19 protein-coding genes and 1 riboswitch are annotated in these 19,194 nt (G+C 47.4%); of the genes, 10 read left to right on the top strand and 9 right to left on the bottom strand.

Features of this window, described 5'->3' with window-relative positions; all coding sequences use genetic code 11:
- Window positions 1-499 precede the first annotated feature (499 nt).
- Window positions 500-1,885: an NCS2 family permease gene (locus ACX93W_RS24690; RefSeq protein WP_459395036.1), complete on the bottom strand. Its 1,386-nt coding sequence runs from the start codon at window positions 1,883-1,885 to the stop codon at window positions 500-502.
- Window positions 1,886-2,006: 121 nt separating this feature from the next.
- Window positions 2,007-2,107, bottom strand: a riboswitch (purine riboswitch).
- A 310-nt stretch (window positions 2,108-2,417) separates the two neighbouring features.
- Between ACX93W_RS24690 and ACX93W_RS24685 the strand changes: the two genes are divergently transcribed.
- The 5 genes from ACX93W_RS24685 to ACX93W_RS24665 all read left to right on the top strand — a co-directional run bounded on the left by ACX93W_RS24685 (window position 2,418) and on the right by ACX93W_RS24665 (window position 7,230).
- Entirely contained in the window at window positions 2,418-2,795 is a 378-nt protein-coding gene (locus ACX93W_RS24685; protein WP_459395035.1) for a BlaI/MecI/CopY family transcriptional regulator, read from the top strand.
- Entirely contained in the window at window positions 2,792-5,104 is a 2,313-nt protein-coding gene (locus ACX93W_RS24680; RefSeq protein WP_459395034.1) for a M56 family metallopeptidase, read from the top strand. The genes ACX93W_RS24685 and ACX93W_RS24680 overlap by 4 nt, the downstream gene beginning before the upstream one ends.
- Before the next feature lie 133 nt (window positions 5,105-5,237).
- Window positions 5,238-5,669, top strand: coding sequence for an Rrf2 family transcriptional regulator (locus ACX93W_RS24675; protein ID WP_459395033.1), 432 nt, complete (start codon window positions 5,238-5,240; stop codon window positions 5,667-5,669).
- 85 nt (window positions 5,670-5,754) lie between these two features.
- Entirely contained in the window at window positions 5,755-6,468 is a 714-nt protein-coding gene (locus ACX93W_RS24670) for a DsbA family oxidoreductase (protein ID WP_459395032.1), read from the top strand.
- Between the two features lie 123 nt (window positions 6,469-6,591).
- Window positions 6,592-7,230, top strand: coding sequence for an NAD(P)-dependent oxidoreductase (locus ACX93W_RS24665; protein WP_459395031.1), 639 nt, complete (start codon window positions 6,592-6,594; stop codon window positions 7,228-7,230).
- Window positions 7,231-7,395: 165 nt separating this feature from the next.
- Here the strand turns inward: ACX93W_RS24665 and ACX93W_RS24660 are convergent, their stop codons facing one another.
- Window positions 7,396-7,860, bottom strand: coding sequence for a hypothetical protein (locus ACX93W_RS24660; protein WP_459395030.1), 465 nt, complete (start codon window positions 7,858-7,860; stop codon window positions 7,396-7,398).
- A 157-nt stretch (window positions 7,861-8,017) separates the two neighbouring features.
- On the opposite strand from ACX93W_RS24660, the gene trhO reads away from it, so the two are divergent.
- Together trhO and ACX93W_RS24650 are read left to right on the top strand one after the other, a co-directional pair.
- A complete protein-coding gene (gene trhO, locus ACX93W_RS24655; protein ID WP_459395029.1) occupies window positions 8,018-8,911 on the top strand; it encodes an oxygen-dependent tRNA uridine(34) hydroxylase TrhO in 894 nt (297 codons plus the stop codon).
- A 233-nt stretch (window positions 8,912-9,144) separates the two neighbouring features.
- Window positions 9,145-10,905 carry an S-layer homology domain-containing protein gene (locus tag ACX93W_RS24650; protein WP_459395028.1) on the top strand — a complete coding sequence of 587 codons (1,761 nt, stop codon included), beginning with the start codon at window positions 9,145-9,147 and terminating at the stop codon, window positions 10,903-10,905.
- Window positions 10,906-10,996: 91 nt separating this feature from the next.
- Here ACX93W_RS24650 and ACX93W_RS24645 read toward each other — a convergent pair whose 3' ends face one another.
- Genes ACX93W_RS24645 through ACX93W_RS24625 form a run of 5 tightly spaced genes read right to left on the bottom strand, consistent with a single transcriptional unit; the run spans window position 10,997 to window position 14,137 of the window.
- Window positions 10,997-11,305 (bottom strand): VOC family protein, encoded by a 309-nt coding sequence (locus ACX93W_RS24645; protein ID WP_459395027.1) that lies wholly within the window; start codon window positions 11,303-11,305, stop codon window positions 10,997-10,999.
- A 53-nt stretch (window positions 11,306-11,358) separates the two neighbouring features.
- Window positions 11,359-12,270, bottom strand: a complete 912-nt coding sequence (locus tag ACX93W_RS24640; protein ID WP_459395026.1) for a serine hydrolase domain-containing protein — start codon at window positions 12,268-12,270, stop codon at window positions 11,359-11,361.
- On the bottom strand, window positions 12,267-12,458 hold the full coding sequence (locus ACX93W_RS24635; RefSeq protein WP_459395025.1) for a hypothetical protein: 192 nt from the start codon (window positions 12,456-12,458) through the stop codon (window positions 12,267-12,269). The genes ACX93W_RS24640 and ACX93W_RS24635 overlap by 4 nt, the downstream gene beginning before the upstream one ends.
- On the bottom strand, window positions 12,439-13,452 hold the full coding sequence (locus tag ACX93W_RS24630) for a hypothetical protein (protein ID WP_459395024.1): 1,014 nt from the start codon (window positions 13,450-13,452) through the stop codon (window positions 12,439-12,441). The genes ACX93W_RS24635 and ACX93W_RS24630 overlap by 20 nt, the downstream gene beginning before the upstream one ends.
- The gene (locus tag ACX93W_RS24625) at window positions 13,418-14,137 is read right to left on the bottom strand and encodes a hypothetical protein (RefSeq protein WP_459395023.1); all 720 of its coding nucleotides are present in this window, start codon (window positions 14,135-14,137) and stop codon (window positions 13,418-13,420) included. Before ACX93W_RS24625 ends, ACX93W_RS24630 begins: the two co-directional genes overlap by 35 nt.
- A gap of 499 nt (window positions 14,138-14,636) precedes the next feature.
- Here ACX93W_RS24625 and rsgA point away from each other — a divergent pair, with 499 nt between their 5' ends.
- On the top strand, window positions 14,637-15,710 hold the full coding sequence (gene rsgA / locus ACX93W_RS24620) for a ribosome small subunit-dependent GTPase A (protein WP_459395022.1): 1,074 nt from the start codon (window positions 14,637-14,639) through the stop codon (window positions 15,708-15,710).
- A complete protein-coding gene (locus tag ACX93W_RS24615; RefSeq protein ID WP_459395021.1) occupies window positions 15,707-16,732 on the top strand; it encodes a phosphotransferase in 1,026 nt (341 codons plus the stop codon). The genes rsgA and ACX93W_RS24615 overlap by 4 nt, the downstream gene beginning before the upstream one ends.
- 117 nt (window positions 16,733-16,849) lie before the next feature.
- Here ACX93W_RS24615 and ACX93W_RS24610 read toward each other — a convergent pair whose 3' ends face one another.
- Entirely contained in the window at window positions 16,850-17,332 is a 483-nt protein-coding gene (locus ACX93W_RS24610) for a MarR family winged helix-turn-helix transcriptional regulator (RefSeq protein ID WP_459395020.1), read from the bottom strand.
- A 97-nt stretch (window positions 17,333-17,429) separates the two neighbouring features.
- Between ACX93W_RS24610 and ACX93W_RS24605 the strand changes: the two genes are divergently transcribed.
- Window positions 17,430-18,299: a hypothetical protein gene (locus ACX93W_RS24605; protein WP_459395019.1), complete on the top strand. Its 870-nt coding sequence runs from the start codon at window positions 17,430-17,432 to the stop codon at window positions 18,297-18,299.
- A 102-nt stretch (window positions 18,300-18,401) separates the two neighbouring features.
- Here ACX93W_RS24605 and ACX93W_RS24600 read toward each other — a convergent pair whose 3' ends face one another.
- Window positions 18,402-19,181, bottom strand: a complete 780-nt coding sequence (locus tag ACX93W_RS24600) for a sortase domain-containing protein (RefSeq protein WP_459395018.1) — start codon at window positions 19,179-19,181, stop codon at window positions 18,402-18,404.
- Window positions 19,182-19,194 lie beyond the last annotated feature (13 nt).

Raw genomic sequence — 19,194 nt, 5'->3', positions numbered from 1 at the left:
CAGACATTCTTCTTTTTGAATCTAAGCCACAAAACGGACTGTAAATATATTGAACAAATGATTAAAAAAGCAATCTCGTAATATTTGTTGCTGGTAACGTCAGGTTATTTGCATGGCTAGTGCTTTTAACGGCCTTTTTTGTCCATTAGAGTATCAGCATACCGGCAAGGCTGAACTTTTTAACGACTTCAAACCTTTTTCTATAGATTAGCTGCAATGCATGCGCCTCCCCGCACACGATGCCATTGCGGCACGCAGTGCTTGGTCACATACCGGCGGTCTCACATTCCGGCGGTCTCACATACCGGCGCTTTCACATACCGGCGCTTTCACATACCGGCGCTTTCACATACCGGCGCTTTCACATACCTGCGGTTTCACATACCGGCGCTCAAATCCGCCAATGCTTTCCCGCAACAACGAGCGCCCGTTGAAAATAAAAAAGGGCCGCGCCTGAACGGCGCAGCCTCAATCTATCAAACATAATGGTTATCGTTCGTTATTCCCCGCCCATAAGTACATAACGGGCGATGATCAGAACCGCCAAAATCCACATAAGCCAGTGAATTTGGTATTTGCCCTTTTTGGCAAGGTTGCCGACGGCGGCCAAAACCACGTAGGAAACGATACCGAAGGAAATACCGTTGGCGATGCTGTACGAAAACGGCATCATGACAAATGTAAGGAACGACGGAATGGCGTACACCATATCGGAGAAGTCGATTTCCTTAACGGATTGCATCATCAGCACGCCTACAATGATCAGTGCTGCCGCAGTAGCGGAGCCCGGAACCAGAGCGATCAGCGGCGACAGGAAAATCGCAAGCAGGAAGCAAACGCCGGTTGTTACAGCCGTCAGACCGGTACGTCCGCCTTGAGCGATACCCGCCGAGCTTTCAACATAAGCGGTAACCGTACTTGTGCCAAGCAACGCGCCGCCGCTGACGCCAACCGCGTCTACCAGCATCGCTTTGCCGATTTTTTTCTTGCCTTCGGAAGGATTTTTCATCATTCCGGCACGGTTAGCCGTACCAACCAGCGTGCCGAATGTATCAAACAGCTCAACAAACGTAAAGGTCAGGATCACCGTAACCAAACCAACCTCGAATACGCCAACAAAGTCAAAATCCGCAACATGCATTGTTGTAAAATCAGGAATCCACGTTTTATCTTGAAGCGCCGTAGAAATGTCTACGTGGCCCGTAATGAGCGCAAGAACCGTAGTGCCCAAAATACCGAACAGGATAGCGCCAGGAACACGAAGCACCATCAGGATGGCGATCAGGAAAAGCGCGATGCATGTAAATACAACCGTGCCGTCATGAAAGCTGCCAAGCTGGATAACCGTTTCATTTGCAGTCACAGGCGTAAACGATCCTTTGCCGATATCCGTGAAGCTATCTACAACAATGGTCATCAAACCGCTGTTTTTCAGACCAATAATGGTAATAAACAAACCGATACCAACGGTAATCGCATGCTTGAGGCTGTCAGGAACAGCCGTAATCAACATCTGGCGCACTTGAGTCAACGTCAGAATGATAAAGATAATACCGGAAATAAATACAGCCGTCAGGCCCATTGCCGGAGAAATCGGAGTGTCCGTTGCGGCCGAAGCCAAAATAACGGAAGCAAAATAAGCGTTAAGACCCATGCCCGGCGCCAGCGCCACAGGGAAGTTAATAAACAAGCCCATTGCAATTGTGAAAATACCCGCGGCCAAAGCCGTAGCCAGGAAAACTCCCGTCCAATTCATTCCAGCAGATTCCAGGATCATTGGATTGACGGCCAATATGTAAGCCATCGTCATGAAAGTCGTCAGTCCCGCCATAATTTCAGTTCTGACATTTGTTCCGAGTTCCTTCAAGCGAAAGAAACGTTCCATTTTGATAATACCCTCCCAAAATTGTGTTGGAACAAACAAAGAAACCTGTCGTGAACGCGATCAAGCATTCCGGCAGGCTCTGCAAAAAGGGGAACAGCGCCGCGCGAGGCAGCAAGCTTAAATGCCGTTCCACTCTTCTCGTAGCCTGATCATTTACGGTGATCCAGTAGAGACTCTCAAGCCGATTCTTGAGATTATACGAAAAGGGTTATGCTTTTGTTGTTTTCCGTTATTCATTCTAAATACAGGAGCGCCAGCTTGTCAATGATTTTTACGAATGATTTCCCGCTTTTGCGAAAGATTATTCGTTTCTGTAGCGTTTTCACATTTTAAACACTTTTGAAAACGATTTCGTTCGTCTTTTTATCACAATTAAGCAATCCCCCTATTTAAAACCGCAATGCTCCGCCAGGGCTATAAAGGCTGAAAAAAATACTTCCTGGCTCAATTTAGCAGTTGACGCACATCATTTACAATTGTAAACTATCGTTATCGTTTACATACGTAAACATTGAAAGGAGAACTGGCTTTTATGAGTGAGAACCCCCGAATTACTGAAGCCGAAAGCGAAGTGATGAAGCTGCTGTGGCAAGAGCAGCCGCTATCCGCGGGCGATATCATTTCCCGTTTATCGCAGGACATGCAATGGACGCAGCAAACCATCAAAACGTTTCTGAACCGTTTGCATACGAAAAAAGCGATCGCCTTTCAGAAGGCGGGCAGAAACTATCTGTATTATCCCCTGATCACTCATGAACAATACTTAAAAATGGAAAATCGAACTTTTCTGGACAGGGTCTACAATGGAGCCGTCGGAGCGCTTTGCGCCCAGTTTATTCAGGAAGCGCCGCTTTCCGAAGCTGAAATCGAAGAGCTCCGCGAGCTGCTGGAGCGGAAGAAAAACCTATGATCACTCCCGACATTCTTTTTGCCGGCTTTTTAAGCTCTTCATTATCGGCCGCACTCATTCTGGCCCTCATTTTTTTGATACGGAAACGTCTCTGGAAACGGCCAAGTCCAAAAGCCCTGCAGCTGTTATGGATGCTGGCGCTGATCAAGCTGCTGGTTCCCTTAGCGCCGGAAAGCCCCGTCAGCGTGCTCAACCTGCTTCCAGAGCCGATTTCCCAATGGCAACGGGAAACGCAGGCATCCATCCTGCAGCCGGCTTCTACATCAGCACCCTCCACCGGCAAGGAACAAAATACAGCCGACGCTGCGATAGGCCATGCGCTTCCGGAAAATGCGTCGCAAGCACAATTCGCCACTGCTGACATGGATCGATCCGCTTTTCCAGGCTCTGTATTGGACGCTTTGAACGGCAGTTATGATAATAATCACAAGCCTTTTTCCTGGCTTAAAGCTGCGGGGTGGATTTGGCTTGGCGGTATGCTCATTCTGAGCAGCTATTATCTATTAATCCATCTCGGGTTCCGCAAGCGGCTGCTTCGCCGCCGCGAGCCTGCTGGCGCAATAATAAAAGCCGTTTTTGAGGCCGCCAGAAAAGAACTCGGCATAACCAAAGCCATCCCTGTTTATGAGATCGAACGTATTCGCAGTCCTTTCCTATATGGCGTATTGAAGCCAGAAATCTATATTCCCAAGGACATTGCCGCAATCGCCGACTCCAGACAGCTTTATCATATTTTCACGCATGAGCTCATTCATTACAAACGCAAGGATTTATGGCGAAATCAGCTTTGGATGCTGGCAGCGATTCTGCATTGGTATAACCCGCTTGTATGGTTAGCCGTCAAAAAAGCGTCTAGCGACCGCGAGACAGCTTGCGATGCAAGCTCGCTTGAGGCATTGGGAGAACGCGAGGCGACGCCTTACGGCATGACGCTGCTGATGCTGTCGCGGCTGCTTGCCCGCAATGCTGCGCCAAAAGTCAACATGTCCCCTTTCTTCAACAATAAAAACGAATTGAAAGAGAGAATAGCCATGATATCGCAATTCAAAAAAGGCGCAAACCGGCTGACGGTCATTTCCGTCCTATCGGCATTGGTTATCGGCGCCGTATTGCTGACAAACCCGCTGCAGATTCAAAGCGGCAATTCCGTCAAAGCGCAAAGCATATCTTCTTTTGAGCTTATAAGGCCAATCAACTCGTACAAATATTTTTCGAGCCTGGAGAGAGCGAATGTATTCGCGGATTTAGCCTTTAAAGTGCCGGACTATTTGCCTGAAGGCTACGGGCTTCGAAATATTGGTTTGAATGAGGGTTATCTGGATGGAAACAACGATGTGTTAACCTTCACTTTTGCCCAAAATTTCGGCATGGAGAACGAGCGAATCATTGAACTGGTTATAGCCGAGGGCAATCCGCTCGACAGAAACGAGCTGCTTGTCGGAACCTACGCCCTTGCTCCGTATTCCTGGGGAAAAGCTTATGAATCCACCTTTAAGCAGAAAACGGCGACTGTCGGCGGCGTTCAAGGCATTGAGCTTGTGGAAACGCAATCCTTCGAGAAACATGAGCCGGAGATTGCCAAAAGCTTTATGTGGCAGGATGAGGGAGTTTGGTACGCCCTGCAGTATTACAGTGAAAACCATGATATGAAAACCGGAGAACCCTTCTACAGAAGGAACATACCTGAAGAGGAAATGGAGAAAATGGTTCGTTCCTTTGTTCTGCCGGAACAGCTCAAGCAAGCGCGCTATGACGGGGAACAACAATCGTTTTTGCTCTATAACGAAACCGATCTGGCGGAGGCGGGTGAGATTCTTGGCTTTGATGTAAAATTCCCGTTTCAGCTGCCTGATTCACCCCTGACATTGTTTGACGCCGGCTTGCAGAGATCCGTGGACTGGCATCCCAATTACGCCTATAAAGTCGAATCGGATGCCTTACGAAACGCCTACCGCGTCACAATGGTGAACCAAGGCTTCGCCCTGAACGATGAATTGAATTTTTATCAAAGCAAGTCGGCCCCGTTTGATCCCGGCAAGCTTATTTTTCAGCGCAATCTGAAATTGGACGGTTTCGGCATTGGCGTTTATACGGACCCCCATTTTGTTTATCACGGTCCGATTTATGAAGACGGCCATTTTAAAGATGCTGATGGGAATATTGAAACCAAATCACAAACCTATTACCTTTGGGAACAAAATGGCATTCATTACGCCGCCGTTTTCCTCGGTATGGATGCGGGCCAGGAGGAGTTGCTGAAAGCTTTGCTTGCGGCTCCATTGGATAAAATTTCCAACGAAAGCCATTAATAACGTTGGAGATATGGAGAGGACAGCAGTCCTTTCCTCTTCTCCTTTCCCATATCGTTTCCAAAGAAGCTCCTTCCCCTTGACATTCCCCCACCGTCGTAACTATAATAGTTACATCAGGAGGCGTTACGTAATGAAAATTAGCAGCAGATTCTCCATCGCGGTCCATATTCTTTCTTTGCTGGCCAGCGAAAGAGACGCTCATTCCACATCGGAATGGTTTGCGGACAGCGTAGGAACGAATCCGGTGATAATTAGAAGAATACTGGGCTATTTGAAAAAGTCGGGATTGGTTAATGTCCGGGCGGGAGCTGGCGGAGCTTTTCTGCTGAAGGAGCTGGAGGACATCACCTTGTTAGACGTCTATCGCTCCGTTGAAGTGGTGGATGAAGGAGAGCTTTTCCATATTCACGACGAACCAAATCCAAATTGTCCAATCGGAGCAAACATACAGACCGTATTGGATGTCATTGTCAGAAAAGCCCAACAAGGCATGGAAAGTATTCTTGAAGGGATCACCATGAGCGATGTTGTATTTGACCTTTCTGAACAAATAAACAAATAAAAATCACCTCTTTTTTTTATTGCCGTTGTAACAATCATCATTACATCAACTGCCCTGAACCTTTACTCGAAAGGAGCTTTTCACTATGAAAGTAGAAATCTGGTCCGATTATGCCTGCCCTTTCTGTTACATTGGCAAAGAACGCCTGGAAACGGCGCTCCAGAAATTTCCAAACAGGGATGATGTCGAGGTCGTCTACAAAAGCTTCGAGCTTGATCCAAATGCTCCACAAAAAGTCGATCACGACGTTCACGATATGTTGTCGTCCAAATACGGCATGAGCCGCGAGCAAGCCATTTCCATGAACAATAATCTGGGAGCCCAAGCCAAGGAGGTTGGATTGAATTTTCAATTCGACACCCTGCAGCTGACAAACACATTTGATGCTCACCGCCTGTCGCAATATGCGGCAAAACAAGGCAAGATGAACGAAGTGACGCATGCTCTCTTCCAGGCTTATTTTACCGACTCCCTCCTTCTTGGGGATAAAGAAACGCTTGTTGAGCTTGGAGTGAAAATCGGCCTAGAGCGCGACGAGGTTGAAAAGGTGCTCGCGGGCGAGGAGTATGCGGCGCAAGTTAGAGCGGATGAAGAGGAAGCGCGCCGCCTGGGCGTTACCGGAGTTCCGTTTTTCGTTTTTGACCGCAAATATGCCGTATCCGGCGCTCAATCCAGTGGAGCGTTTCTGCAAACGCTGGAGAAAGCCTGGAGCGAATCTCGGCCTCTGCAGGTGTTGAACAACCCCGGAAACAGCGATGGTGCGGACGGCTGCAGCGACGGGTCATGCTCCATTAATTAACGATTATGCCGAATTGGGATGAACACCATGCCAAGTAATATGGACAAACAAATCGTAGACAGCCATCTCGTTTGGAAAGCAATGCCGGTGAATGAATAAAACAAATCAAAGGGAGAGTTTATCATGAAAATAGCTATTATCGGAGCAGCAGGAACAGCAGGACGCGCCATCTATAAGGAAGCCGTACAACGCGGACATGAAGCTACAGCAATCGTACGCAACGAGGAACGCGCCAAAGACGCATTGGGCAACGACGCCAGCTTGCTGGTCAAAGACGCTTTTGACTTGCAGCATGCGGATTTTGCCGAATTTGATGTTGTTGTCAATGCTTTTGCCACTGAACCTTCAAAAGCTTACTTGCATGTCGATCTGACCGCCAAGCTGATTGCCCAATTCCGCGAAACGGAGCAGCCCCGTCTGTTCTTTATTTTGGGAGCCGGCAGCCTGCTTGACGCCAATGAACGTCCTTTCGTCGAAACGCTGAAAAGCTTGCCGGAAGCCGCACCGTGGATTTCCATCCCGGTTAACCAATTCAAGCAGCTGGAGTTTCTTCGCAACGTAGAAAATGTAAATTGGGTAGGCGTTTCCCCTTCCGCCCATTTCCTTGAAGGCGAAAGCAACACGCCGGTAATCGGCAAGGATCATCTGCTGACAGCAGCGGACGGCGAATCCCACACAACCAGCGGAACATTGGCCGTTGCCATTTTGGACGAAATCGAAACACCAACCGTCCTCCGCGGCCGCTTCACCGTTTCCGACTAATGGATTCAGACCTCGGGTAAGCTGGACTACAGCAGAACAGAAAATAAGTGAGCAATATCAAAGCTGTCAGAAAACAAAACCAGCAGCCGCTTGTGCAAGCGGCTGCTTCTGGTTTTTCATTTTATATTATTCTGTTTTTCTGTTTTTCTATTTCACAATTTCATACTAATTGGTGCCGATGGATGTGATCACGATAAAAATAACAAAAGTCAACAAGGGGAACAACAGGCTTAATGCGGCGGCAGAGCCCGATATTTTCGAGCGTGATTTCAATCGCATTTGCCGGTCGATGAGGAAGTAGAGAACAGCTCCAGGCAGGCTATACCATAACAAAATAAGACCAAACACAAGATGCATCGAACCGGATATCATCAACTCCATTTTGGGATCGCCGCTTTTTTGGGCTACCCAGCTCCCCGCTTTATCACTTAATAACGAAGTCAAAATCCCATAGGTAAACATTGCCGGGAAAACATAAGACATGTACACCGGCGTTGATGTAACAAAGCTCCATAGCAAACCGGATTCCGGCACGTCTCCAAACAGATTCGGAAATAAAAAGCCAAGTACAATGCTATGTAGCGTCGCGGCTAACGAAGCCGCTATTATTTTACGATAAATCAAGACCACTGCCCATCCCCTTCCTCCAAATCCCAAATTATTCTATTTTCATTATACCATCCCTTCCAAAAAGCGACCGGAGTAATGCAGAACTGTTGTGATCATCCGCACAGTGGATTACAATAGGTAAGGTAATAACCTTTGGGTAAAAGAAAGGAATATCGAAATGAGCGACTCCACCAACTACCGTATCCTGTTGTATTATAAATTTGTTGCTATCCCCGAAGCGGAGCAATTCGCAACCGATCATTTGACTTACTGCAAGGAGCTTGGCGTAAAGGGACGTATTCTGATTGCCGACGAAGGCATCAACGGCACCCTTTCCGGAACGTTCCAGCAAACAGAGCAATACATGAACGATTTGAAAGCCAACCCGCTTTTTAAAGACATGGTTTTCAAAATCGACGACGCTGAAGGTCATGCCTTCAGAAAGATTTTTGTTCGTTACAAAAAAGAGCTGGTTACGCTGCGCTATGACAAGCCGCTTGATCCAAACACGCTGACGGGCACGCACCTGTCTCCAAAAGAGTTCCACGACTACTTGCAGAGGGAAGACGTTATCGTGCTTGACGGCCGCAGCGATTACGAATACGATCTGGGCCACTTCCGCAATGCAATCAGGCCCGATCTCAAAACGTTCAAGGAATTTCCGGAATGGCTGCGCGAGAACATGGCGGATTTGAAGGACAAGCCGATCCTGACCTATTGCACCGGCGGCATCCGCTGCGAGAAGCTGACCGGCGTCATGCTGAGCGAAGGCTTTACGGATGTATACCAACTAGACGGAGGCATTGTCACTTACGGCAAAGACGAGGAAGTGCAAGGCAAGCTGTTCGACGGCAAATGCTACGTCTTTGACGAACGCATTTCGGTTCCCATCAACCGTACGGACGAAGCTGTTGTCGTTGGCAAGTGCCATCACTGCGGATCGGCTGCAGAAACGTATATCAACTGCGCCGACGATACCTGCCACAAGCAGCACATTGTATGTCCGGACTGCGAGGAATCGCATCACGGTTTTTGCTCCGAGGAATGCGAGGATCATGTAACGAGCGTATAGAGGGAGTATTTAGAAGTGAATCAGCAACAAAAACAAGGGGTTGTCCATTGCCGAATTACGGCGGGGCAGCCCTTTTGTCGATTTTCTTTCCTGGCGTCTATCTTTGCGCGAACAAGTTAAAAAACCCGACGAATCAAATAGAAATAACCAGGCCCCCTGATCTATGCTACAATAATCCTCAATGCGTAAAATGTTCCAAAATAAGCATTGATCTCAATAAAGAGGTGAAGTTATTGTTACTTAGCAGCAGATCAAAAAAGCTGGCGCTTTGTTTGGCGCCACTGTTATCTCTCTCCCTGTTTTTACAGCCGCTTGGCGATCTGACAATGGCAGCAAGTGAAACGGTCGGCTCTGTTTCTAATAGCGGCAGGAATGAAGAGTCAAGCACAGCTCCTGTAGAATCCGGCACGCAGGGCAGGATTGAATTATCGGATTTACACGGCCACTGGTCCGAAAGTGTTGTCCGGTCCGCGATTGCATCAGGTTATGTGGAGGGTTATGTGGACGGGACCTTTCGTCCCGACCAGCAGGTCACCGGCCAAGCGTTTTTGACCATGCTGGCAAAGGCCATGCAGCTTCCGGTAGGCGAAGCCGATCAAGGCTCGGGATGGTTCGCTCCTTATGAAGCGGCTGTTCGGGAAGCCAAGCTTTACGATAACGACTATACCAATCCCTCCAAGGCGCTAACGCGATTGGAGATGGCGGCGACGCTTGTCAGGGCTACCACTCCTCAAAGCCGGGAGCTTCTTTACAGGGAGCTCATTCAAACCACACATAGCGTCCAGCGGATCAAGGCAATGTTCCCTTCCATCGATGCGGACCTGGCCAAGCTAAAAAAAGAACCCACGATGAATGTGGATCTCAGCGTTTACGACAAACCCCGGCAAACCCGGGATGCTTTGCGCACATGGCGCGATGCCCGCGTCGAGGAATACGAGGCTGAAAATCTGGCGAATGGAAAAAGCTATTGCAGCGTCGATGCCGAGGATTGGTATATTGCGGAACATGATTGCGTTAACCCGCGACAAGCGCTTATTAATGACGCGCTCACGCGGGCCGACAATTTTTTCAGTGCGTTGCTGAACGCGGGACCAACCGTCAATACGCTGATCAACCCTTATTTTAATAGCCTGAATACCGATGCCAAGCAGGACTTGTTCGAAGCGGTGCGCCGCGGCCTCATTCACGGTACAGGAAACGGCGAGGTTTCGCCAAACGGCATCACGACGCGGGCACAAGCTGTTGTCGTCATCCAACGGATCTTGGCATTCAATAAAGGGGAAAGCCTGCCCGTAGACCACTATGCGCTCCAAAAAGCAGAGGTCTATTGGCACCAAACCAACCTGTTTAGCGTATGGCCCCATTTCCTTGGCATATACAACGCCAACAAGGTCGATACCACTAAGTTCCGTTTCGAATCACCTTGGTACATAGGAAAGATAACGGGCTATTATGTGATTGATTTGGATGACCCCAAAAGCCCATATCGGAGTAAAATCGAATATCCGCTTAACGAGCTGTACTACACGCCGCAAGGCTATAAAAAGGACATCCCGCTCGCCAAGCAAAAAAATGCTTATTTGTTAGTCTACACGCAAACCAAAAACGAAATAGCTGCTAACAAAAACAATATCCTGAATGCTGTTTGGAATGGCATTGGCGAGGGATACTATAACATAATTTATAGCGAAGACGGAATTCCGCAAGCCACCTACGATCAGCGCGAACGTCTGGCGAAAGGTGCTTTAGAGGTCTATACAACCATTGATTACATAAAAAATCTTGCTGACCGCTCTACCTTCAGCCCTACAAAATATGCTGTACTTCCCAAAGAAAACGTTAGAATGAGCGATAAAAACACGCTGCTGCTCACAACAGGTGTCATCGGCGACCGCGTAGCTATCAAAGCGCTCCAATTTACACCAAACGGCACGCGTAATCTGCTTCCCGAAATTAAAGGGCAATCTTTATATTTAATAGACAAATTGGATTAACGAATGAAGCTTCTTATCTAAAAACGGGGGTGTCCTAAAAGTCAGGCAAAACTGACTGCTGGACGCCCCGTTTTGTTGAATATTACCATTTTCATATGGCAATCCACCAAAATACCCCGAAGCGGTCAATCAGATTGGAGCAATGGGCATTCCAAGCGCATGAACCGGGCGAATCAATTATGGTACAGCCTTCTTTCAGGATGTCAAAAGTCTGTCCTACTGCTTCTTCGCTTCCCATGTCGTACACATTAAAGGCCATCGTCTGCCAGACTGTTTTTTTGCTTGTATCGCATTCCTTCGGCGCTTCGCTAACGGCCATAAACAATTCGCCGCTTCGCATCAGCTCGCAATGATGATATTCGTTTTGTTCATCGTTAATGAATGAAAGCCCTTCCTTCATTTTTTCTTTTTGTTTGGCTTCTTTTTAATCAATAGCGACGTATAAGATGCATATCAAGCATTCATAATGCCTTCGCAAATATCAGGATAGGTTTTGCTCGACGGCGTAGGCGTTGCCTGGATTACTGCAACCACCTTTTGTTCGGGATAAACATTCAACTCCTGGCCTCCAAAGCCTCGGCCGTGAAAGCCCTTATTCGACAGCCACCATAATAGCCCGTAGCTGCTGTTTACTTGTGATGGCGAAATGGCGGCTTGCACATAATCCTTCGATAAAATCCGTTCACCGTTCCATTCGCCGCCTTGAAGCATAAGAAGACCGATCTTTGCCAGATCACGGGCAGACAAATCGGATTGCTCTTCCCCCTCCATAACGGTATAATTCACCCCGCATTTGCCCATTGGCCACGGCTCGCTTTTGATCTCAAGGGGCTGATAGAGGTATTCCGAGCAAATATCGTAGGGCAACCTCCCGGCGGCTTTGGCAAGAACAGCAGACAGCAGCACAACATCCCATTCCTTGTATTGGAAAAAGGACCCCGGCAAAGCCTTCATCTGCACATCGGCAATATGCTCGACCCAATTCCGTGAACGACAAAGCTGCTCAAACATGGGGCAATGGTAATGAACGCCGCCATTCCAATAAATGCCGCTGGACATGGTGAGCAAATGTCTGATTGTCAATCGCTTGTGATAGGGGTGAATCGCCTCATTAAAGGGCGATAGATAACGGCCCACCGGCTCGTCCAGGCTACCAATCCATTTGTGGTCGAGGCAAATGCCTGCCGTAAGGGAAAGAATACTTTTCCACACCGATTTAAGATTGTTGCGGCTGTCAGCTGTAAAGGCATTGTATTGCCGCTCGAACACGAGCTGATTATTCTCATAAACCAGGACAGCATTGACCAGACGGTAACGGCGCTCCAGCATATAATTATCCAGAGTATTTAGGAAGTCTGTATTCATTTCAAATACCTCCCTATCACCGAATGCTCATCCCGCTTCAACTCGGCAGGCGTTCCCTTGGCAATGATAAAACCCCCGTCGCTTCCGCCGCCCGGCCCCATCTCCAAAATATAATCGCAGTTGGAAAGCACAGCCGGATCATGCTCGGTAACAATGACGGTATTGCCGCTATCCACCAGCTCCTGCATCAGAATGAATAACGCCTTCTCCCTTACATGCCTGGCAGCCGCCCTTGGAATTAACCGTAAACAGTCCGGCGTCCATTCCGCTTTCTCTAGCAAACAAAGCTCGTATTTTGTCAAAAATCCCTGTATACGTAGCCGGACAGGAAGTGCGGCTACGTCCAATCGGTCTCTGGTCGATAATGACACATTTTTTGATAGTCTGAATGCCGTCAATTTCGGCTTCCTGCAGCCATTGATTGGCTTCTATTTCATCTTCATCATCACTCACCAGCTTGTTTTTCAACGTTTCCTTCAGCTTGGGTACAAGGGTGTCAGCAATCAGGCTGGATTTGCCACTCCCTGACACACCTGCTATACCCACCAAAAGCCCCAATGGAATTTCTGCCGAAATATCGCGCAAGTTGTGAATGCTGCAATTCCGCAAAATAAGCAGCATGCTCTGGTCAACGGGCTTATAGGCTGTTTTCCTCGGCATTAGCGCCTTTTCAGAGAGATATGGCGCCGTCAAGGAATGCTCGCAGTTCAAAAAATCGGCATAGCGCCCCTGAAACATGAGCTGTCCGCCATATTCACCGGCACGAGGACCAAGATCAATAATATAATCTGCAACTTTCATAACATTTTCGTCATGCTCGACAGCGATAACTGTATTTCCGCGCTTGATCAGACCCTGGATGAGTGCAATCAGCTTTTCTTTTTCAACCTCATGCAAGCCTATAGTTGGTTCGTCAAAAATAAAAATAATGGCATCCATATCCGCGATAATGTAGCTTGCAAGAAACAAACGCTGTATCTCGCCGCCTGACAACGTAGGGATTGGACGAGACAAGGCAAGATGATGCAGACCTACATCGTCCATGCATTCCAGCTTTACTAAAATCTCATCCATTAGCCGTTTCCCCGGAAAACCAGGCGTTTCTGCAATAAATCCCCGCAGATCGCCGATGTACATGGATTCCAGATCAAAGATGGTTTTGCCGCCCGCTGATTTCCTCAATTTTCCCGGCCCGCAGCAGCCAAGGAATGACCCCGTTAAACGGCGTTTTCCCTCCATCTCCATACATAACCAAGTCCTGTGCCTCCGCGCCAAGATCGCAAAACCTTTGTTCAATGGATAGATGATGAAATTCACAAAATTGTTTAAATCTTCGCCCCGTCCCGCCGCGTGTGACTTCGGGCAAAATATGGGATAACGGCCTTTGCGGGTCCTCAAACAGCTTTTCCTCGTTGACCTGAGCAGTCATTCCGCTCCCCAGACACCTCACGCACATCCCTTTGGCCGAGTTTTTCTGAAACATGGCTATATCAAGCGGCAGCCCATCGTCATACTCAGCATCACGCTTGCCAAAATTAGCGAAGAGCATCGCCAGCATAGCGCTAATTTTGGTGCAGGTACCCACCGTGCTGCGTGGATTGGATTGACGGGTAATTCGCTGCTCCACCGCAACCGTAGGCGATAAACCAGAGATGCTTTCGAACGTGGAGACACTATCCACCATAAACGCCGTATCGGTAAACATCAGATAACGTCGTTTTCCTTCTTCATATAATGTATCAAAAGCTAGACTGGATTTTCCCGAGCCCGATACCCCGGTAATAACCGTCAGCTTCCCTTTTGGTATGTCGACATCAATGTGTTTAAGATTGTGAATTTGCGCGCCTCTAATTTTTATAGCATCCATAGATGCATCACCTCTATCTATTAAAAGGCGTCTTAATTATCCAAGAGAAATTAGGACGCCCAAAGTTAATTAATGGTAGCACATTTTAAAAAAGCTGGATATATTGTCTGTCATAACGATAAGTCACTTCAATATTTTGTCATGGATTATCCTCCCAAAACATGTTATCCTTAACTTGCTTTACGATAAAATACGTTCCTTACACGAAGGGAGATGTTTTGAATGGCAAACGCAACTACTATGACTATGGTGGTTTCGACTTAAAACCAAATAGCGGGCATACCTGAGAAGGTGCAAGAACGAAAAAAGCGGGGAAAGCTCCGTTTTATTTGGTATGCCATCCAAAGTAACCTTTCGTGAATAGTGCTGTTTGCGAGATACGATGAAGGTCGTATCTTCTTTGCGTACAAATGCCGCAAAACAGCAGCTTCAGTCGAGGCTGCTTGTTTGCGGCATTTTTTCGTCCAAAAAACGAACTAAAAGGAGCTAACCAACAACCATGATTGATTTAAAAGCTTACGGATTTACTGAAATAAATGAAATTCCTGATGATCTATTGCCCGGCAGAGTAACGGAGCTTCGGCGTGAGCGCTTTACGGTTATGACCGAGCGCGGAGAGGTAAACGCGGTGCTTAAGGGCACGTTTTATCATACGGCAGAAACGAGAGTGGATTTCCCCTGCGTCGGCGATTTTGTACTGCTGCGCTTCAACGAAAGCGGAGACTCGCTCATTGATACGTTGTTGCCGCGCCGTTCCAAGTTTTCACGCGCAGATTATTCCGGCCATGCAGCAGGTTTTGCCAAAACGATTCTGGAGCAGGTTGTCGCAACCAACTTTGATTATGTCTTTATTTTATCCTCGCTGAATTTGGATTTTAACGTCATCCGAATTATGCGTTATTTGACGCAAGCCAGGCAAAGCGGCGGTCAGCCGGTCGTTATTTTGACCAAGGCCGATCTTGTAGAGGACTACACGCTCCCGCTTGCGGAGGTTGCACAAAGCATGCCGGATGTGCCGGTTCACGCCATCTGCAGTCATACAGGCATGGGTTTGAACGAGTTGGATGCCTACCTGACGCCAGGTAAAACGGTCGTTTTTCTCGGCATGTCCGGCGTCGGCAAATCCTCTCTGCTCAATGCCTTGATGGAACAGGACGTAATGGCTGTTCAGGCGATCCGGGAGATCGACAGCAGGGGCCGTCATACAACGACGCACCGCCAATTGTTCATGCTCCCTTCCGGCGCGATGGTCATTGATACGCCCGGGATGCGCGAGCTTGGCCTGTTTGATGCGGAAGAAGGCATCCGCATAGGCTTTGCCGATGTGGAGGAATGGTTCACGCAATGCCGATTCACAGATTGCCGCCATCAATCCGAGCCGGGCTGCGCCGTTCAAGCTGCGATTGCCGATGGCTCGCTGCCGCGCGAGCGCTGGGAGCGTTATGCGTCACATCAGAATGAAAATCGATTTGTTCAGGATAAAACAAGCTACCTCATCGAAAAAAATGCTCGAAACAAATATACGGCGATGTGGAGCAAACAAACAAGGAAAAACGGAGGTCGTAAAAGATGACAATTAAACTTGATAAACTAAACGAAGCATTAAGCCAGCTTTTTAATAAACCGATAATCGCTGCCGATAGCCAAGCCACTTCATTGCAGGGAGGAACGGTGGGCAATGTATATCTGGTTACGGGAACAGCCGAAACGGACGAAGGTGTAAAATTGCCGTATCGCATCGTTCTAAAAAGCCATAAAGAATATGACCGCTATGGCGATCCCGGTTCCTGGCGCAGGGAATATGACCTTTACAAGTCCGATCTGGCATCCACCTTTAGCGATACATTCAGTTGGCCGGCCTGCTATTATGCTGAGCTTAATGAAAATGAAGAGGAAGATGATGCCGAAAGCGTGCTGTGGCTGGAATATATGGACGGCGTATCCGGCCTGGATTTGACAGCGGATATGTATGAACAGGCTGCACTGGAGATTGGACGTTATCAAGGCAGGCTTTACGCGGAGCAGCCAGATGTGCTGAAAAGCCTGACCAACCTGAGCCATGCCAATCTCATGATGGATACGTACCTGCATTACCGTTCATGGCCCGTCGTCTATGATTATGTCCGCTCGGAGGACTGCGCCTTTCCGAAGCATGTGCGGCAAATGTTCATCGACCTTGACGCTAATTCCGACGAAATATTCGAGCGTATCAAAAAGCTGCCTCTGGTACTGAGCCACCGGGATTACTGGGTGACCAACCTGATTGTAGCCGATGACAAAATCACCATCATCGACTGGGATACAAGCGGATGGGGGTATCTCGGCGAGGATATTGCAAGCCTGATTGCGGATGAAGCGGATATTGAGCACATGGTGCAGTACTATCAGCGCTGCATTCCGGCGTATTACAGAGGTTTTTCGCAATATGCGGAGGCATCCATTAAAGATAATTGTGTCTACGAGCTAATCCTGATTATGTTTGGATACAGACTGGTGGAATGGTATCTCCATACGGAGGACGAAGACATAAAAACACAGCATTCCCTTGCTCTACAAAAAATAAGTGAAATGAAAAACAGCCCTCTGCAATTTTAATTTAGTATCAAAATAAAACAAACAAACGCCAGAAGTGCCGCAGTCATCAGCATTCCTGGCGTTTGCCTCTTTGATGGACGGGTCCTCATAACGGATAAGGCTCCTTTCACGCTCCCCTTATGACAAACAAGCCTTCTCCTCCCGCTCCACTCCGGAATACAATTTGGTGATAAGCTGATAAAACAGATGAATCTCATCATCTGAGTATTCACTGAATATGCCATTTAATTTCTCCGTATGCAGAGCAAAAACTTTATCCGAATAGCTGACAGCCTTTTGAGTTAAGGATAGCGACGTATTTTTTTTATTGCCTGCTTCATGGCTAATGGTAACGAAGCCTTTTTCCTCAAGCGCCGCAGCCAGCTTTTTTACATTTTGCCGGGAAGAGCCCAATAAATGCCCCAAATGAGTAAATGTCGTAACCTTATCTGAATGCTTTATCATCATCACCAGCATAAATTGCTTCAGCGTAAGCGCCTCGTCCGTTTTATCAAAAATGGTTTGCAGACGATTTTGCAAAATGGATATGCTGGAAAAAATGCCTCTAATCTCGTTTTCCCTTTTTCCCGAAAATGCCTCAATCATGTGATCGATTTCCATAACCAACCTCCCTGTAGCTTCTTTGTTAGTTGCATTATAGTAACTAGTTGCTATAATGTAAATAAGTAACTAGTTACCATTCGAAAGGGATGCAGCTATGACTATAAAAAGAATAACGAGCATCATCGTTGGCTCAATCGTCCTGTTAGCGGCAATCACAGCTTTGTATGGAGTATTTTCCAATCAATCCATTAACGAGCATCAGGTTGTTCAGACGATTTCTGGAGAATCGGTTCAATTGTATGGAAAAGGCTTGTATCATAATGAATCCGTCTCAATGGCTTCACAGGTAATCGCCCAGGAAATCGTCACGTTAGTTGTGGTTGTCCCCTTTTTGCCATATTCCCTGCTCCTTGCCAATCAAGGAAAACGAAAAGGCGAAATGCTGCTGGCGGGCACGTTGGCTTATTGTCTCTACATGTATGCAACGTATTGCTTTGTCGCCGTCTATAATCCTTTTTTCCTGGTTTATGTTGTATTAATGTCATTGTCGTTTTTTGGCTTTATTATTACGATGTATGGACTTATCTCAAAAAGGGGCACCCTCCATTTCTCCAAGCTTCCAAACCGATATATCGGCTATTCCACTGTTGCATTAGGCTCCATCATATTGCTTATGTGGCTGGGCCGATTAATTCCCCCTCTGCTGCAAGGGAGCGTGCCAACCGGCCTGGAGCATTACACAACCTTTCCAATCCAGGCGTTAGATCTGGGTATTATAGTCCCGCTTGCCATCATTGGGGGAATCGCTTTTGCCCGCAAAAAGAGCTTAGGTTATCTGCTGGTGCCTGTTATTACGATCAAAGGAATTGCCATGCTGCTGGCCATCGACGCAATGATTGCTTCTATGCTGACAAACGGGGTTTCCGTAGACGTTGTGGAGATGATTGTTTTTCCACTGTTTACCGCGCTCTTTTGCTTCAACTTATTTGTTGTCATGAAAAATCTGCAGGAGCAAAAAATGTAAAATCAATTAAAGAACATGCCCCTTAACAAAAGCGTAAAAAAAATCCGAGCCGGGACCTTTTGCTGCCAAAGGAATTCCGGCTCTTTTGAAATTATTTCTACGTCATTTCAGCTTGCGGGCGATTACCGCCAAACGGCCATTTTTGGTTGAGTACTCGCATGTAGACAATACCATAAGCGTATCGCCAAATTGAGCGGTTACGCCCGTGTCGTATAGAGCAAGCTGCTTGATGCTCTGAACATATAAATCGAATTCGTCGGGCGTACTTACATTCTCAATCTGGTAGTATTTAAAAACGTCGTCCGATTTGCGATAAACTTGTGAGAGAATAACGGCAATAATTTCATATTCTTGCTTTTCGTACAGCGTGCTGAACTGGAACGTAGAATGCTCTTTATAAAAGCTTTCCTTTTTATACTTCATTAAATCTTTGAACATCCAACCGCTTTTCATGTGGTGTCCATGAATCAGTGAGATGCCCGTTCCGTTGGTTTGGCTATGTTCGTCTAGAAATGGAAGGCCGCTTTTGTTCTCTCTTTTATCGAAATCATGATTGAGATAGTAGTCAGCATCCTGTAGATTCTGCATGACCGGATATTCGATCCGGGTCCCGTCTATCTTTAGCCAGCCAACGATGTCCGAGTTCCTCATATAAAGCTCTTTAAATTCGGAAAGCATGACCGGTTCATTCAGCTTGTCGGACAAGAGGAAGGGGAGTGCATCCCCTTCGCCTATATCCGATTCTTCCTTCCAAATGATATCCAGCTCCTCGATTTTCTGCCGCTCGTCATAATCACGCAGGAAAATTCTCGCCAGATTGACTAGAGAAAATACCAACACAAGGAAAGAAACGGCGATAAGAATTTTTTTGATTTTCCTCATTTTCTTACCGCCT

Source organism: Paenibacillus sp. CAU 1782 (assembly GCF_054551715.1).
Note: the sequence above shows the minus strand (reverse complement) of the source record. Positions and strands in the feature narration are given on the sequence as shown.

Coding starts and splice junctions, on each gene's coding strand:
- ACX93W_RS24690 (WP_459395036.1), bottom strand. CDS start 1,885: ATGGAACGTTTCTTTCGCTTGAAGGAACTCGGAACAAATGTCAGAACT.
- ACX93W_RS24685 (WP_459395035.1), top strand. CDS start 2,418: ATGAGTGAGAACCCCCGAATTACTGAAGCCGAAAGCGAAGTGATGAAG.
- ACX93W_RS24680 (WP_459395034.1), top strand. CDS start 2,792: ATGATCACTCCCGACATTCTTTTTGCCGGCTTTTTAAGCTCTTCATTA.
- ACX93W_RS24675 (WP_459395033.1), top strand. CDS start 5,238: ATGAAAATTAGCAGCAGATTCTCCATCGCGGTCCATATTCTTTCTTTG.
- ACX93W_RS24670 (WP_459395032.1), top strand. CDS start 5,755: ATGAAAGTAGAAATCTGGTCCGATTATGCCTGCCCTTTCTGTTACATT.
- ACX93W_RS24665 (WP_459395031.1), top strand. CDS start 6,592: ATGAAAATAGCTATTATCGGAGCAGCAGGAACAGCAGGACGCGCCATC.
- trhO (WP_459395029.1), top strand. CDS start 8,018: ATGAGCGACTCCACCAACTACCGTATCCTGTTGTATTATAAATTTGTT.
- ACX93W_RS24645 (WP_459395027.1), bottom strand. CDS start 11,305: ATGAAGGAAGGGCTTTCATTCATTAACGATGAACAAAACGAATATCAT.
- ACX93W_RS24640 (WP_459395026.1), bottom strand. CDS start 12,270: ATGAATACAGACTTCCTAAATACTCTGGATAATTATATGCTGGAGCGC.
- ACX93W_RS24635 (WP_459395025.1), bottom strand. CDS start 12,458: ATGCAGGAGCTGGTGGATAGCGGCAATACCGTCATTGTTACCGAGCAT.
- ACX93W_RS24625 (WP_459395023.1), bottom strand. CDS start 14,137: ATGGATGCTATAAAAATTAGAGGCGCGCAAATTCACAATCTTAAACAC.
- rsgA (WP_459395022.1), top strand. CDS start 14,637: ATGATTGATTTAAAAGCTTACGGATTTACTGAAATAAATGAAATTCCT.
- ACX93W_RS24615 (WP_459395021.1), top strand. CDS start 15,707: ATGACAATTAAACTTGATAAACTAAACGAAGCATTAAGCCAGCTTTTT.
- ACX93W_RS24610 (WP_459395020.1), bottom strand. CDS start 17,332: ATGGAAATCGATCACATGATTGAGGCATTTTCGGGAAAAAGGGAAAAC.
- ACX93W_RS24605 (WP_459395019.1), top strand. CDS start 17,430: ATGACTATAAAAAGAATAACGAGCATCATCGTTGGCTCAATCGTCCTG.
- ACX93W_RS24600 (WP_459395018.1), bottom strand. CDS start 19,181: ATGAGGAAAATCAAAAAAATTCTTATCGCCGTTTCTTTCCTTGTGTTG.